Annotated in this window: 13 protein-coding genes and 2 pseudogenes; 9 read left to right on the top strand and 6 right to left on the bottom strand. The window is 63.7% G+C overall.

What is annotated here, in order from left to right:
* Positions 1–48 precede the first annotated feature (48 nt).
* The 3 genes and pseudogenes from IE243_RS17175 to IE243_RS23555 form a co-directional block, all read right to left on the bottom strand.
* A complete protein-coding gene (locus IE243_RS17175; protein ID WP_191320622.1) occupies positions 49–843 on the bottom strand; it encodes a hypothetical protein in 795 nt (264 codons plus the stop codon).
* A 198-nt stretch (positions 844–1,041) separates the two neighbouring features.
* Positions 1,042–1,425, bottom strand: coding sequence for an Xre family toxin-antitoxin system antitoxin (locus IE243_RS23975; protein ID WP_191320621.1), 384 nt, complete (start codon positions 1,423–1,425; stop codon positions 1,042–1,044).
* A gap of 304 nt (positions 1,426–1,729) precedes the next feature.
* A pseudogene (locus IE243_RS23555) lies at positions 1,730–1,918 on the bottom strand (hypothetical protein); the annotation flags it as partial.
* On the opposite strand from IE243_RS23555, the gene IE243_RS23550 reads away from it, so the two are divergent.
* Complete coding sequence (locus tag IE243_RS23550) at positions 1,904–2,023, top strand: integrase core domain-containing protein (RefSeq protein WP_244643240.1); 120 nt, start codon at positions 1,904–1,906, stop codon at positions 2,021–2,023. The pseudogene IE243_RS23555 and the gene IE243_RS23550 overlap by 15 nt on opposite strands.
* A 51-nt stretch (positions 2,024–2,074) precedes the next feature.
* Here IE243_RS23550 and IE243_RS17160 read toward each other — a convergent pair.
* Positions 2,075–2,675: pseudogene (locus IE243_RS17160) on the bottom strand (IS110 family transposase); the annotation flags it as partial.
* Positions 2,676–2,867: 192 nt separating this feature from the next.
* Complete coding sequence (locus tag IE243_RS17155; RefSeq protein WP_191320619.1) at positions 2,868–4,106, bottom strand: NADH:flavin oxidoreductase/NADH oxidase family protein; 1,239 nt, start codon at positions 4,104–4,106, stop codon at positions 2,868–2,870.
* An 82-nt stretch (positions 4,107–4,188) separates the two neighbouring features.
* On the opposite strand from IE243_RS17155, the gene IE243_RS17150 reads away from it, so the two are divergent.
* Positions 4,189–4,674 carry a MerR family transcriptional regulator gene (locus IE243_RS17150; RefSeq protein WP_191320618.1) on the top strand — a complete coding sequence of 162 codons (486 nt, stop codon included), beginning with the start codon at positions 4,189–4,191 and terminating at the stop codon, positions 4,672–4,674.
* A 350-nt stretch (positions 4,675–5,024) separates the two neighbouring features.
* Complete coding sequence (locus IE243_RS17145; protein ID WP_191320617.1) at positions 5,025–6,257, top strand: MFS transporter; 1,233 nt, start codon at positions 5,025–5,027, stop codon at positions 6,255–6,257.
* Between the two features lie 68 nt (positions 6,258–6,325).
* On the opposite strand, the gene IE243_RS17140 is transcribed toward IE243_RS17145, so the two are convergent.
* Entirely contained in the window at positions 6,326–7,156 is an 831-nt protein-coding gene (locus tag IE243_RS17140) for an SDR family oxidoreductase (protein ID WP_191320616.1), read from the bottom strand.
* 151 nt (positions 7,157–7,307) lie between these two features.
* Here IE243_RS17140 and IE243_RS17135 point away from each other — a divergent pair, with 151 nt between their 5' ends.
* The 6 genes from IE243_RS17135 (at position 7,308) to IE243_RS17110 (ending at position 14,445) form a co-directional block, all read left to right on the top strand.
* Complete coding sequence (locus tag IE243_RS17135) at positions 7,308–8,069, top strand: IclR family transcriptional regulator (protein WP_191320615.1); 762 nt, start codon at positions 7,308–7,310, stop codon at positions 8,067–8,069.
* A 349-nt stretch (positions 8,070–8,418) separates the two neighbouring features.
* On the top strand, positions 8,419–9,675 hold the full coding sequence (locus IE243_RS17130; RefSeq protein WP_191320614.1) for a CaiB/BaiF CoA transferase family protein: 1,257 nt from the start codon (positions 8,419–8,421) through the stop codon (positions 9,673–9,675).
* Position 9,676: 1 nt separating this feature from the next.
* Positions 9,677–10,738, top strand: a complete 1,062-nt coding sequence (locus IE243_RS17125; protein WP_191320613.1) for an acyl-CoA dehydrogenase family protein — start codon at positions 9,677–9,679, stop codon at positions 10,736–10,738.
* Between the two features lie 112 nt (positions 10,739–10,850).
* Positions 10,851–12,014 carry an acyl-CoA dehydrogenase family protein gene (locus tag IE243_RS17120; protein ID WP_191320612.1) on the top strand — a complete coding sequence of 388 codons (1,164 nt, stop codon included), beginning with the start codon at positions 10,851–10,853 and terminating at the stop codon, positions 12,012–12,014.
* A gap of 40 nt (positions 12,015–12,054) precedes the next feature.
* On the top strand, positions 12,055–13,602 hold the full coding sequence (locus tag IE243_RS17115; protein ID WP_191320611.1) for an acyl-CoA synthetase: 1,548 nt from the start codon (positions 12,055–12,057) through the stop codon (positions 13,600–13,602).
* Between the two features lie 51 nt (positions 13,603–13,653).
* Positions 13,654–14,445 (top strand): SDR family NAD(P)-dependent oxidoreductase, encoded by a 792-nt coding sequence (locus IE243_RS17110; protein WP_191320610.1) that lies wholly within the window; start codon positions 13,654–13,656, stop codon positions 14,443–14,445.
* Positions 14,446–14,758 lie beyond the last annotated feature (313 nt).

Here is a 14,758-nt window from a genome sequence, read left to right as displayed (position 1 = left end):
TCACCAGACGCATCGCAAGGGCATGAAATCGCACAGGATAATTTTGAATCAGACACTGACGGGAGAGCGGCGCACGTCAGAGCCGCCGGGATACTCGGTCAGGCGGCGTAGGACGGAAGAATCCAGTCCAAGGGTGGCGCAGTGATCCCGCCCCTCCGGGGACATGGCCCACAGGTCAATCGCGCCCTTGCGCGTCTCAGCATCGAATGCCCGTTCGAAGTCACCCGGCGACATGCTTTCCGGCAGGTCCACAATCAGTGATCGTTTACTGCAACAGACCGGGCTGTCGGGAGATGGCAGGCGGTGCATGGTCAAGTGTGATGGAAACCAGTTGTCCCACCCTTCCTCCCGGACATGCCGGCCATCGCTGTAATATACTGCTCCGTAGGCGTCCCGGCGCAGCTCCCTCATCCGGTTCCAGACCCGGTCCACGGCGCATGTTGAAACCTTGAAGACGGGGATGTGAATCCTTTGAGCCAATTCGGAAAGTCCGGCACAGGCGGCGACATAGATTGCAATTTTCTTTCCACCCGGCCGCCACGCGGAGCGAAATCGGGGCGTTGCGAAAATATTGGCGGCGTGGGCGTGGTAATTTCGGCCACCGATGCGCGGCCAGTCGGTAGGTAAGATCATCCGCTCGCCACCACCGGATGGCTGGCAGGCCCGGGCGTTCGTGGCGGGGATCGGCGCCGCCACGGGTGATGGGATGCCGGTCAGCAATTCTTCCAGCTGGCTGGAAAGAGCTCGGGTCGCAGCCAGCAACGTGTGCAGAGTTTGCGTGTTGATGGGTTGATGTCCCCAGAAATCTGATTCATCTACGATGTTTATGGGCTTAATTTTCATGATTTATTCAACATTGTTATTGGGTTTGTTTTCAGATTGTTCTCGCAACAATTTTGTTATTTGTATTTTCTCCTCTTTTCTGAAGGCCGTTTTGTGATTGGAAGGCATGCCTTGTGCTGAAATTCAGGGGAGATCGCGAACGGGTAGTGAGCGGTTGCCCGGGCTGCCTATTTTGTTTTTTTGAGACGGGGGGCTCGGTCAGGTCGCAATCCCGTGGTCAATGTGGCCGAGCAGATCGGCAACACGTTTCGCGCCGGCGGCCGCGCGGAGCAAAGTGACGGGCGCCTCTCCTGCAAGCGCCACTGTTGGTCGCCTCAACCATGCGCTGGATTTCTCAAGCGAACCAAATGTGTTCAGGGCCCGGGCAAGGACGCTCGCCGCGCGAAGCAGCCGCACTGATTCACCCGGTGTGAGGGAACCGCTCGTTCGCTGGTGAGCCGCTGCCAGCCGTAGCGACACGACGGCATCCGTCTCAGCCTGCGTCAAGCAGCCGGATCTGACCAGTGCGCTGGCGCAGGCAACGGGGAGCCCCGCCCTGAGCCGCGCAATAAAATCATGCTGATTATCTACGGCCGCGCCCAACGTGTCGCGGCCGCCAAGCAGGTCGATGGCAGTGATCGGGCATGGTCTGCTCCGGATAGATGATGGCAGCGGCAACCGGAACGGCGTACGTCCCCCGAGGATCGACAGCGTGACGTGCGCATGTACGCGTAGGCCGTCATTTCCGAAGCATTATCTGGATTACGGACGTGGCCACGACCAGGATCGTCGCCGTGGAGCGAATCTGGACGTATGGACCTTCATCGTAAAGCGCAGCGGCATCCGATATGTACATATCAATATTTATATTTGTCAGGATTATAAAAAAACCCTGAGATTCCGCCGTCTAATCGCATCCGGTAGTGCAAGCCCTTTTGGCGGCGAGCTTGCGCGCGACGGCGACAGCGGCGCGCTTGAAGCCAACCTTTTCCCGGAGCTTCAGCCTCCAGCTGCGCAGGTGACTTTCGGCCCGGCTCCGTGTCAGGATCACCGTGGCGGCTTCGTAGAGGAGCCCGCGAAGATGGGCATCGCCGCCTGGATCTGTTGTTACAACGAAAACCGCCCGCATTCATCACATGGGGGACGGACGCCGGACGAGATATATGCTACCGGCAAACGCGCTCTCAGGGCCGCCGCCTGAGGATGCACATGACACGAGCTTAAATGACCGGCGGACTGGTCCAAAATTTAGGACCACCTCTCAGTTCGGCGGCACGGATGCGCAAGGTTCGCCAGGCTTCGAGCAATGGACAGATGATCCGCGCCAGATCTCCCGGGTCGGCGAGCAGAGCGTTGACATAGCCTTCGAACTTGCCGCCAGCGCTACGCGGAACCACCAGTCCGAACGTTTTCATCAGCCCCCGGATCTGGTTCGAGAGCTCGATGGAGGTGCGTACGAGCCTCGTGCGGGCCGCAACCAGAGCGCGCGACAGCATGCTGTCGAAGCCCTTCACGCGAACCTCGCGGTAGAAGCCGACCTCGGCCAGTTGGCAAGTCCGTCGGCGTCATTGGCATCGGTCTTGTTCGTCGCCATGTCGAACGCTGCCTTGGCATGCCGGGCATCGATGCAGATCGCAGGTAGCCCTTCCGCACTCAGCGTGTGGTAAAACCATACCAATAAGGGGCCGGTCTCAAACACGGCCCTCTCGGCGTCGGGTGCCTGCTTGCGGATCACCGCCGCAAGCAATGCCGGATCCGATGGGCATTTGCCCCGCCAGGTCCGCTTGCCAGCGCGACGCACCGATACCCGCAGTCTCTTTCAGTGACACGTCGAGCCCGATATATTCACTCATGGTTGTTCTCCGTTCGAGGCTGGGCCCGGCTACCAGTCGAGAGCCCGTTCTTCATCGTATCGGGGAACAACCACCTTCTTCGGCAGCAAATCTCATGCTGTACAGGGCGAATCGCTCCCGCGATTACCCCATGTTTGAGAAGGAGGTATCGCGGCGGCTTGCGATTGCGGGAGCGCTTGCTTCAGTCGGCGATCAGGCTGCCGCCTTCCGCTCCGCCATCCAGCGTCGATACTGGCGAGCGTTGCGCCTGGCTGAAATCTGCGACGTCAACAGCGCCCAGATGGGCGATACATTCGGCGCCGTGCGCTGGCGGCGGCTGAGACGGACCAACTGGTAGCGGACGGCCGCCATATGGGCCGAGGAGGCGACCGGCTTGTTCTTCCAGGTGATCGGCTTCAGCGCCGGGGCATCGTTCCTGCCGCTTCTCCAGTTGTGCGGCAGGTTCGGCGCGATGGCGAGCGCGGTCGCGATCCCCGCCATGGCGACGCCGCTCGCGATCACCTTCTCCGCCACCTCGCGGCGGCGGATGCCGCCCGTGACCATCAACGGCATCGTCGCGACCGCGGCGATCTCGCGTGCGAATTCGAGGAAATAAGCTTCACGGGCCAGGGTGCGGCCATCGCGCGCCGAGCCCATCATCGCCGGGGCTTCGTAGCTGCCGCCGGACAATTCAACGAGATCGACGTCGAGCGCGCCAAGCATCTGCACGACTGCCCGCGCATCCTCCGGCGAAAAGCCGCCGCGCTGGAAATCGGCCGAGTTGAGCTTCACTGACACCGCGAAACCCGGCGAAACGGCCGCGCGCACGCCGCGCACGATATCGAGCAACAGGCGCGCACGGTTCTCCAGGCTGCCGCCCCAGCGATCCTTGCGGTGGTTGGCCAGCGGCGAGAGGAACTGGCTCAGCAGGTAGCCGTGGGCGGCGTGAATCTCGACGCCGGTGAAGCCGGCGCGTTCCGCCAACACCGCTGTCGCCACGAAACGGCGCTCGACATCGGCGATGTCGGCCGCCGTCATCTCGCGCGGTGCCGGAAAGGCCCTGGACTGTGCGCCGAGATCGAGCGCGATTGCCGATGGGGCAAGGGTCTCCTGGCCGAGACCGGTGGGCATCTGACGGCCGGGGTGGTTGATCTGCATCCAGGCCTGGCCGCCGCCAGAACGCGCGGCGTCCGCCCAGATCCTGAACCGGTTGAGATCGCGATCGTCTTCCAGAACGACCCCGGCCGGGCCGGTCATGGCCCGGGCGTCCACCATGACGTTGCCGGTAATGACAAGCCCGGCTCCGCCCTCGGCCCAGGCGCGGTACAGGGCGATCAGCCCGGCCGATGGCGCATGGTCGTCATCGGCCATGTTCTCTTCCATCGCGGCCTTGGCGATGCGGTTCGGAATGACGGCGCCATTGGACAGCGCCAGCGGGGAAAACAGGTTCATGGAAGCTCTCCAGATCCGGACTTGAGCAGACCGTAACCTTCAAGTTAAGTTGAGGGTCAAGCGGTTTCGGGAGACTGTCGCGATGAATATCGGCGAACTGGCCAGGCGCACCGGGCTGACGCATTCGCGCATTCGTTTTTATGAGAGCGCCGGTCTGCTGAAGACCGTCGACCGCCGGCCGAACGGCTACCGGACCTATCCGGTGGAGACGGTGCTGGTGCTCGAACTGATCGCGACGGCGCAGAGAGCAGGCTTCAGTCTTGACGAAATCCGGACGCTGCTTCCGCCGGATCTTGAGAACTGGCGACACGATGCCCTGATTGAAGCGCTTCACCGCAAGGTGGCAGAAATCGGGGCGCTGCAAACACGGCTTGATCAGAGCAAGGCGCAGCTTGTCGCGCTGATCGACGAGATCGAAGCGAAGCCCAACGACATGGATTGCACCGCGAACGCGCGGCGGGTGCTGTCGAATATTCTGGGCAAGGAGGTCGAACGCCCGACCATGACCGCTGGCGACGTCGGGCGTCGCGACAAGATAAAGCCAGGTCGGGCCCACAAGACCAGTTGAGCAGTGGCGACCGGACTTTCACAGGCTGGGAGCCTGGGGCAGTGGGGTCGAGCCGGAATGGTCAGTCGCCCCTGTCGCCGGATGACGTGCGCCCCAGATCATGAAAACATTCCTGACAACGCCAGAATAACCGCCGGTTTCGTGTGTTTCGTGCGATTACATGACCGGGCAGGAATGTCTCTGCCGCGTTGCTCCCCTGCAAATATTGGCGTTGTTTCCGCCCCGGGCGGGTGCATCCTGCATGGTTGAACATGGGGCGAGGGCTCCCATGGGGAATGAGAACATGCGCGAAGCATGGCGTGGCGTGGCCGTGGCTACCGGCGGCTGGCCTCCAGGGGGAAACTGAAACGATGGCGTTGCTGCAAGTCCTGCGTCCCACATTACCCATCCTGATCGGCGCCTCCGTCATGCTGACGCTGAGCATGGGCCTCCGGCAGAGCCTCGGTATTTTCATGCAGCCCCTGACCCGGGACATTGGCATCTCGGTGTCCGATTTCACGCTGGCGGTTGCGGTGCAGAACCTGGCCTGGGGATTCCTGCAGCCGGTCGCCGGCGCCCTGACGGTGCGTCATGGCTTCCGCACCATCATGGTGGTCGGTTCACTGTTCTATTGCGCCGGGCTTGTGCTGCTGGCCACGGCGCATGGCATGATCAGCGTCACCATCGGCGGCGGCGTGCTGATTGGCGCCTCGCTTGCCTGCACGGCGACGGGCATCGGCATGTCTGTGACCACGCGCGCCGTGCCGGAATCCGTGCGCTCAACCGTGCTCGGCATTGTCTCGGCGGCGGGTTCGCTGGGCGCCCTGGTGTCGGCGCCGCTTGGCCAGATGCTCATGGACGGTTTTGGCTGGCGGGTGGGTCTCGCCGGCTTCGTCATCCTGTCGCTGCTGATGCTCCCGGCAAGCTGGTATGCGGGCCGCGTCGACAAGATCCCGCTGCCGAAGCCGTCCGCGAATGAGCTTGGCGCGGTCAGCCCGTTGACGGTGGTGAAAACCGCTTACAGCAACATGTCCTTCGTGGTCATGAGCATCGCCTTCATGGTCTGCGGCATGCAGTTGGTGTTCCTCACGACCCATTTGCCGTCCTACCTGACGATCTGCGGCATGGACCCGATGCTGAGCGCCCAGACGCTGGGCATGATCGGCGGCTTCAATGTGCTCGGCAGCCTGTTTTTTGGCTGGGCTGGCCAGCGCTGGAACAAGCTCGCCCTGCTTGGCCTGATCTATGTGCTGCGTTCGCTGACGCTGGCCTGGTACTTCATGTTGCCGCCGACGCCGGGCTCGACGCTGCTGTTCGGCGCGACCATGGGCTTTCTCTGGCTGGGCGTCAGCCCGCTGGCGGCGGGCGCGGTGGCCGAGATGTTCGGAATACGCTGGCAGGCGATGATCCAGGGCCTCTCGTTCATGGTGCATCAGCTCGGCAGCTTTCTCGGGGCCTTTGGCGGCGGCCTGCTGTACGACACGCTTGGCTCCTACGACATGGCCTGGCGCCTGGGCGTGGCGCTCGGCCTCACCGGCGGCATCGTCCAGATCACCTTCGCGCTCATCCGGCCGTCGCGACCTCCGGAATTGCGGGCGGCGTAGTCACGCCCGCCCCGTGTCGGGACAGAGCGAGGTCATGCGCCCCACCGGGGTCTGGCTGGAAGCGGGTGTCAGGAGCGCAGCGCATCCCATTGCGCGTCTGACCAGGCCAGCAATTCACTGGGGCCGGCGCCGCCAAGGAAGCGCTTGCCGCCGTCAATGACCACGGCCTCGCCGGTGATGTAGCCGGCCTGGTCCGAGGCCAGGAAAGCGCAGAGGTTGGCCAGCTCTGCGTGCTCGCCATGGCGGCCGAGGGGGATGGAGCGGTCGAGCGGCGCCTTCTGGCGGCCTTCAGGCATGAGCTGTTTCCATGCGCCCGGGGTCGGGAAAGACCCTGGAGCCACGGCCACAAGCCGTATGCCATGCCGGCCCCATTCGACCGCGAGGCTGCGCGTCATCGCCAGCACGCCGGCCTTGGCCATGGCGGACGGCGCGGTGAACGGCGCGCCCTGCAGGGCGGACAGGGTCAGGATGCTCAGCACGACGCCGGGCCGCCCGGCTTCGATCCAGCGCCGGCCACAGGCAATGGTGCAATAAGCCGCGCCATGCAGAACCGTGTTCAGCACGGCGTCGACGGCGCGATGCGACAGCAGATGGGTGCGCGCCAGGAAATTGCCGGCGGCGTTGTTGATGAGAATGTCGAGTGGCCCATCCTGCCAGATGCGCTCCATCATTGCTTCGACCGCCTCGCCGGAACGGATGTCGCAGGTCTGGACGTCGACCCGCGCGCCGGTTTCGGCCGTGATCTCCGCAGCCGTCGCGTCCAGCACCTCGCTCCGGCGGCCGCACAATACCAGGGACGCGCCAAGCTCCGCATAGCGGCGGGCGATGCTGCGGCCAAGGCCGGTGCCGCCGCCAGTAACGAGCACGCGCTTGCCGGCGAGCAGATCAGGCTGAAACATGGCAATCCTCCCAGATTTTATCTTTGGCCCTTGCACAGGGAGCGTCGTCCGGCGCCTTGCCCTGTCATAGCGCCGGCAGCGCCGGGAGGATACTTGCGCGCCATCCCGCATGAATGTTTCATGTATGTGAAAACGAAACAGGCGGGCTCTCATGCCGGATGACGTCATCAAAACCGCGCGACGGCTGTTCGCCATCATCGAATACTTTGACGTCGTCCAGCGGCCTTTGAGCCTGAAAGACGTCTCCAGCCACTTCGACTATCCGGTGTCCAGCGCTTCTGCCCTGCTCAAGAGTATGGTGACGTTGGGTTATCTTGATTACGACCGTTACACGCGCACCTACATGCCGACCATGCGCATCGTGCAGCTTGGCGGCTGGGTCCAGGGGGCGTTGTTTGGCGAGGGCAGCATCATGGCGCTCATCAAATATCTGAACCGGGAGACGGAAGAGACGGTCATTATCGGCACGCAGAGCGACCTTTACATGCAATATGTGCACGTGGCGCCGTCGCCGCACGCCATCCAGTTTTTCATGCGTCCTGGCGCGCTCAGGCCGTTGGCCCGTTCGGGCCTCGGTCAGCTCATCCTTGCCGCCCGGCCGGAAGAGGCCGTCGACAGGCTGGTGCGCCGGATTAATATCGAGGAAGACGATCCCGCCAGGCGCATCGTCTTTGATGATCTGATGCGGCGCCTTCGCGACATTCGCGCCGCGGGCCATGTCATCTCCCTGAATACGGTGACGGCGGGAGCCGGCGTGATCGGCATGCTGTTGCCTGAGCGCCGCCATGGCCGGCTGCTGGCGGTGGGGGTTGGCGGCCCGGCTTCGCGACTTCTCGAGAAGCAGGATCGTATTCTCAGCGCCATGCGCGACGGCATCGCCCGGTTCCTGCCGGGAGAGGAGGTCGGCGATTGATTTTCAGATATGTGCAAATGATCGCATTGATCTGAAAAAGATGGATTTGCACGCCGCTTCGCCCCATGCTCATCGCATAACAAATAAGCCAATAGTGATTGGGAGAAGCGCTGTGAGGGATGAAACAGGATGTGTGTAGACTGACGTCACGCATATTATTCATCGCGTAATTGAAACATCAGATCAGGTCGCATTGGCGCGTGATGATCGCATGAATTCTGATGTCTATGGCGGCGTAAAGCTGTTTTCCAGAATTCGGTATGTTTCCCGGATATTTTGTTCAGGGTTGCGCACGCCGTCTGCGGATGCAGGCGCGGCGCCTGGCCCGTTTCGTGAGGGAGAGCGCCTCATGGCGACCCGGCGCAACCTGCCGCTCGATGGCGTGAAGGTCATTGATCTGGGGCAGGTTTATCAGGGGCCCTACGCCGCCTGGCTCATGGCCCAGGCCGGCGCGGACGTCATCAAGATTGAGCCGCTGGCTGGTGAGCCGGTGCGCCAGCGTAACGGCGTCAGTCGCGGCGCCGGCGCCCCCTTCGCCATGCTCAACGGGCACAAGCGCTGCATGACCCTCGACCTCAAATCGCCGAAGGGCGTTGCGGTGCTGAAGCGGTTGGTGCGCGGCGCCGACGTTCTGCTCGAGAACTTTGCGCCGGGCGTGATGGACCGGTTCGGGGCGGGCTGGTCCGAACTCAGCGCGCTCAATCCGCGCCTTATCTATGCTTCGGGAACCGGCTACGGACTGTCTGGCCCTGACAGGGACAATTTGGCCATGGACCTCACCGTGCAAGCGGTGTCGGGCGTCATGAGCGTCACCGGTTTCCCTGATGGGCCGCCCGTGAAGGCGGGGCCGGCGCTGGCGGATTTCCTGAGCGGAACCCACCTCTACGCCGGCGTCGTCACCGCGCTCTACGAACGGCAGTTCACGGGCGTCGGCCGGCTGGTCGAGGTGGCGATGCAGGAAACGCTGTTTCCGACGCTCGCCTCCAATCTCACCTTTTTCTACAACAATGGCGCAACGCCGCCGCGCACCGGCAACCGCCATGGCGGCCTGGCTGTGGCGCCATATAACGTCTATGCGGCCAGCGACGGCCATATCGCCATCATCGGCGTCCGGGAGGCCCACTGGGACAATCTGCTGGCGGCGATTGGCCGGGAAGACCTGCGCGACGATCCCCGCTTCGCCACGCGCACGGCCCGGGTCCGCCATCTTGAAGCAACCGACGGGCTGATCGCCGGCTGGATGAAGCATCTCACCCGGGCGGAGGCCAGTGAAATCCTGCGGCGACACAAGGTGCCGTCGGCGCCGGTGCGGGATCTCGTCGAGGTCGTCAACGATCCGCACATGCACGCGCGCGGCATGCTGGAATGGATCGACCATCCGGAACATGGGCGCATTGTCGTGCCGGGCAATCCCATCCGCTTTCATGGCGCGGATCGTTTGCCAGGCGCGATCTCGGCCCGGCTCGGCGCCGATACCGACGCGGTGCTGGTCGATGAGTTGCAGATGCCGGAAGCCGAGATCGCCGCGCTGCGGGCGGAAGGCGTGATCGGCCCGATCCCCGAACCACAGGTCGCCGGCGTTGGTCCGGCTTCATCAGGAAGATAACATGGCGGATACGGACAGTTTCATCGTGGAGATGGCGGACAGGATGTTCGCCGGGCTTGCCGATCCGCAGACCATCATTCTGTCACGCTCGGACGCCTGGAAACAGCGTCTGTGGCCGGAACTGGAACAGACCGGGCTGACGCTCGCCTGGGTTCCCGAAGCGTTGGGCGGCGCCGGCGCGCCCATGGAAGAGGCGTTCGGCGTATTGCGGGCCGCCGGCCGGGCGGCGCTGGCGGCGCCGCTGGCGGAAACCATGCTGGCGGGATGGCTGCTGGCGCAGGCGAATATCGCCGCGCCCTCCGGTCCGATGACCGTGGTTCCGGCGACGCCCGACGCCGCGCCCCTGACCATTGATTCCCGGGGGCGTCTGGGCGGCTGCGCCCGCCAGGTCCCCTTCGGCGCCGAAGCCGGGCATTTCGCCGTGCTGGCCCAGGGCCCGGATGGCTTGGCTGTCGCGCTTGTCCGCGCCGCCGACGCCGAGGTCGCGCCAGGTTTCGGCCTGGGCGGCGATCCGGCCAATACGGTGTCATTCACCGACGTGGTTCCCGTCCGGATCGCGGCCGTGGATCTTGCCGTTGAGGACCTGATGCTGATGGGGGCCGTCGCCCGGGCCCAGCAAATCGCCGGCGCCCTGGAAACCATGCTTGCCCTGTCGGTCCGCTACGCCATGGACCGGGTGGCCTTTGAAAAGCCGATCGCCAAATTTCAGGCCGTACAGCACAACCTCGCCAGGCTTGGCGGTGAGGCTGCCGCCGCCGTCGCAGTCGCGGCGTCGGCGGCCGACACGATCAGCGAAACGGGCGTCACGGGTGAGGCGGCGTTGCTGGAGGCGGCCTCCGCAAAGATCCGGGCCAGCGAGGCCGCGGAAACCGGGGCCGCCATCGCCCACCAGACGCATGGCGCAATTGGCTTCACTGACGAGCATATCCTGCATCGCCTGACGCTGCGCGCGCTCGGCTGGCGCGATGACTTCGGCAACGAAACCTGGTGGAGCGTCCGGCTTGGGCAGTTTGTCGCCACTGGCGGCGACCAGCGGCTCTGGCCGCTGCTGGCTTCGCGCTGACGCGCGCGTTTTCCAGTCGAATGGATGCTGTTCGCATAAATAAACGGGTTAATTCAAATGGATATAGCCAAATCTTGTTTGGTGTGAACGGATTTGGCGCCAGGGGGAATTCATGACTATCGCGCTTCGCTTTGATCCCCTCCGCCTGCCGCCGCGCTGTCAGGAGCTGCGCCGGGAGGTCCGCGCTTTCCTCGCCGAAGAAATCGCCAACGGCGTGTTCGACCCTGAACATCCTGAAAGCGGCTCCGCCAACGCCGACGCCTTTGCGCGCCGGGTTGGCGAGCGCGGGTGGATCGGCATGACCTGGCCGAAGAAATACGGCGGCGGCGAGCGCAGTTTCCTTGAGCGATACGTCGTGACCGAGGAGATGTGCATCGCCCGGGCGCCAACCCGCCGGTTTTTTGTCGTCGACCGTCAGAGCGGCCCGACCCTGATCCGCTATGGCAGCGAGGCGATCCGTCAAAGCATCCTGCCGCGCGCCGTGCGCGGTGAGCTCTGTTTCTGCATCGGCATGAGCGAGCCAGGCTCGGGATCGGATCTCTTCGCCGTGCAAAGCCGGGCAACGCGAACGGAAGGCGGCTGGCTGCTCAATGGCAGCAAGATCTGGACCAGCAACGCCCATCAGGCCGACTACATGATCGGCCTGTTCCGCACCGCGCCGCCGACGAAGGAAAACCGCCGCCATGGCCTGACGTCTTTCCTGGTCGACATGAAGACGCCGGGCATCGTCTGCAACCGCATTGGCATGATGACCGGTCAGCGCGATTTCAATGAAGTGGCGTTCACCGATGTCTTTATTCCGGACGATCATGTCATTGGCGAAATCGACGGGGCCTGGAAGCAGGCGACCAGCGAGCTGGCCTACGAGCGGAGCGGGCCGGAGCGTTTTCTGGAAACATATGGAGCGCTCGCTGGCCTGACGCGCATCGCCGGGGCGGAGCCGGACGTGCGGGTCGCCGCCGGGCTTGGCCGGCTGACAGCACAGGTTCACACCCTGCGTCGCATGTCTGTCTCGGTCGCCGGCATGCTGGAGCAGGGCCGGGAACCGGTTGTTGAGGCGGCGATCGTCAAGGATCTCGGCACGCTCTGGGAGCAAGCCCTGCCGCAGCGGGCGCGCGAGCTGTCAGCCCTGATCCCGGCCAGCGATGACGACAGTCGCGAGCGGTTCGGGCAGCGGCTGTCATATTATCTGAAAGCTGCTCCCAAGCTGACCATCCAGGGCGGCACGACGGAAGTGCTGCGCGGCATCATCGCCCGGGGATTGGGCCTTCGCTGAAACTGCCATTCATTTCGCTACGGCTCACAAGGAGGCCATCATGCCTGTCAGCCAGTACGCCAGGAGTTGTCCCGACAGGCCGGCCCTCATTTTCGAGCCTGGGGGACAGACCGTATCCTGGGGTGAACTGGAGACGAACAGCGCCCATCTGGCCAATCTGTTCGCCGGCCACGGCCTCGGCAAGGGCGATCACGTGGCGGTGCTGATGGAAAACCACCCGCGTTTCATGGAGGTGGTGCTGGCGGCGGTGCGTTCCGGCCTCTATGTGACGCCGGTCAACCATCACCTCACCGTGGGTGAGGTCGCCTACATCCTCGTCAACTGCGGCGCGCGGGCGATTGTCACGTCGCCAGCCCATGTCGCGACGGCGGGCGCGGCGCTGGTCGACAACGCCATCTGTGACCTGCGGCTGGTGACTGGTCTGGATGGCGCCGCCCATGGTTTTGTCAGCTATGAGGGGGCGATTGCTGGCGCCTCGCCAGATCATCCGCCGCAAACCGCTGGCGACGTCATGTTGTACAGTTCCGGCACAACTGGCCGCCCCAAGGGCATCAAACGGCCGTTGCCGGACGGCGCGTTCGGCTCGACAGCCGATCTGGCTGGTCTGTCGGTCTATGGCTTCGACGACCAGTCTGTGTATCTGTCGCCGGCGCCGCTCTATCACGCAGCGCCTCTGGGTTATGTCCTCGCCGTGCTGCAACTCGGCGGAACCGTGGTGGTGATGGAGAGGTTCGATGCGGAGGAGGCGCTCCGGCTGATCGAAGCCCGCCGGGTAACCCACAGTCAGTGGGTCCCCACCATGTTCGTGCGCATGCTGAAGTTGCCGGATGCGACGCGTCTCAGGTGGGATCTGTCGAGCCACCGCGTCGCCATCCACGCCGCCGCGCCCTGCCCGGTGGAGGTGAAGCAGCGCATGATCGCCTGGTGGGGGCCAATTCTCTGGGAATACTATTCGTCAACCGAACGGATTGGCCGCACGCGCATCGACAGTCAGGAATGGCTGGCGCATCCCGGCTCGGTGGGCCGGCTGGCGGGGGCGGGGGCCGTCCACATATGCGACGATGATGGCGACGAGCTGCCTGTCGGCGAAGCCGGCGTGATCTATTTCGAGCAGCCGGCCGGAGCCTCCTTCGCCTATCATGATGATCCGGAGAAGACGGCGGCGTCCTGTCATCCCCGCCATGGCGACTGGCTGACCGTTGGCGACATTGGCCGGCTCGACAGCGACGGCTATTTGTATCTGACCGATCGCAAGAGCTTCATGATCATCTCCGGCGGCGTCAACATCTACCCCCAGGCCATTGAGGATGCGCTGGTGCTGCACCCGGCTGTGGCCGACGTCGCCGTTATCGGCGTTCCACACCCGGAGATGGGCGAGGAGGTGCGGGCGATCGTACAGCTTCAGCAGGGCGAGGAAGGCGATGACGCCATGGCCGCGCGGTTGCTCGCGTTTCTTGACAACAAGGTCGCGCGCTACGCCCTGCCGCGCGTCGTCGCATTCATGGAGGAGTTGCCGCGCCTGCCCACCGGGAAACTTTACAAGAAGGCGTTGCGTGACCAGTATCTGGAAAGTAATAACTTGCGATAACACGCCGTTGCGTACGCAAAATCAAAAATAATTCAGGGAGAACGTCAAAATATGACAGACAGCATTCTCAATGTCGCCGGGCACACGGCCCTGGTGACGGGCGCCGGTCAGAACGTCGGCCGACAGATCGCCATGCACCTGGCCACGCATGGGGCAAAGGTTATCGTCAACGATTACTTCGCGGAGCGGGCCGAAGAGGTTGCGCGGGAAATCACCGCCGCTGGCGGAGAGGCCATGGCCGTCGCCGCCGACATCACCGATCGTGACGCCGTGAACCGTATGGTGGCGCAGGGGGCGGCGAAATTTGGCCCGGTGACCATCCTGGTGAACAATGCCGGCAACGCCGGGGCCACGCCCACCGGCGGCGCCCGCAAGCCGTTCTGGGAGGCCGACAGGGCCGACTGGGACTCGTTTATCGGCGTCAATTTCTATGGCGTGCTGAACGCCTGCGCCGCTGTTATCCCGGGCATGATTGAAAAGAACGATGGCCGCATCGTCACCATCATTTCCGATGCGGGCCGCATGGGTGAAGTGCGCCTCGAGGTCTATTCAGGCGCCAAGGCTGGCGCCGCCGGGTTGACCCGCGCCATGGCCAGGACCCTGGCCCGACACAATATCCGCGCCAACAATGTCGCCATCGCCGCCATCAATACGCCGGGCGTGGCGGCGGCGCGCGCTGGCAATCCGGAAATGGCGGCGAAGATGCTGGGCCACTATGTCATCCGCCGGATGGGCGAGCCCGATGACGTCGCCAATATGGTCCTGCTGCTCGCCTCCGACGCCAGCAGTTGGGTGACAGGCCAGACCATTCCCGTGAATGGCGGCTATTCGTTCGCGCTGTAAAGGCCAGATTGCGGAGATGCTGGTGCAGCCGTGATCCGCGAAGCTCAAACCGGCGTAACGCATCTCTTCGCTGGAAACGCGATGCGCCGTTCGGGTTTCACCAAAGTCTGGAGCATTTTCAAATGCTCCAGATCTTTAATTGGCGCATTCTCTTCACGAAAAGCGGGCCTCGCTTTTCCTGAAAATGCCCCGATGAGCCTGGCTCATCGGGTTCTGGCGCTACGCCAGTGAAAGAGATACTTGCTGGCTGAAAGGCGCCGGGTTCCGGCAGTTAGAGCAATTCCCGATCTACATGGATCGGGGATTGCTCCAT

It is taken from the genome of Camelimonas fluminis, from assembly GCF_014656355.1.
Lineage (GTDB): Bacteria > Pseudomonadota > Alphaproteobacteria > Rhizobiales > Beijerinckiaceae > Camelimonas > Camelimonas fluminis.
Note: the sequence above shows the minus strand (reverse complement) of the source record. Positions and strands in the feature narration are given on the sequence as shown.

Excerpts from the sequence above, each read along its gene's own strand:
- IE243_RS17175 (WP_191320622.1), bottom strand. The coding sequence starts at position 843 with ATGAAAATTAAGCCCATAAACATCGTAGATGAATCAGATTTCTGGGGA.
- IE243_RS23550 (WP_244643240.1), top strand. The coding sequence starts at position 1,904 with ATGGGCATCGCCGCCTGGATCTGTTGTTACAACGAAAACCGCCCGCAT.
- IE243_RS17155 (WP_191320619.1), bottom strand. The coding sequence starts at position 4,106 with ATGAACCTGTTTTCCCCGCTGGCGCTGTCCAATGGCGCCGTCATTCCG.
- IE243_RS17150 (WP_191320618.1), top strand. The coding sequence starts at position 4,189 with ATGAATATCGGCGAACTGGCCAGGCGCACCGGGCTGACGCATTCGCGC.
- IE243_RS17145 (WP_191320617.1), top strand. The coding sequence starts at position 5,025 with ATGGCGTTGCTGCAAGTCCTGCGTCCCACATTACCCATCCTGATCGGC.
- IE243_RS17140 (WP_191320616.1), bottom strand. The coding sequence starts at position 7,156 with ATGTTTCAGCCTGATCTGCTCGCCGGCAAGCGCGTGCTCGTTACTGGC.
- IE243_RS17135 (WP_191320615.1), top strand. The coding sequence starts at position 7,308 with ATGCCGGATGACGTCATCAAAACCGCGCGACGGCTGTTCGCCATCATC.
- IE243_RS17130 (WP_191320614.1), top strand. The coding sequence starts at position 8,419 with ATGGCGACCCGGCGCAACCTGCCGCTCGATGGCGTGAAGGTCATTGAT.
- IE243_RS17125 (WP_191320613.1), top strand. The coding sequence starts at position 9,677 with ATGGCGGATACGGACAGTTTCATCGTGGAGATGGCGGACAGGATGTTC.
- IE243_RS17120 (WP_191320612.1), top strand. The coding sequence starts at position 10,851 with ATGACTATCGCGCTTCGCTTTGATCCCCTCCGCCTGCCGCCGCGCTGT.
- IE243_RS17115 (WP_191320611.1), top strand. The coding sequence starts at position 12,055 with ATGCCTGTCAGCCAGTACGCCAGGAGTTGTCCCGACAGGCCGGCCCTC.
- IE243_RS17110 (WP_191320610.1), top strand. The coding sequence starts at position 13,654 with ATGACAGACAGCATTCTCAATGTCGCCGGGCACACGGCCCTGGTGACG.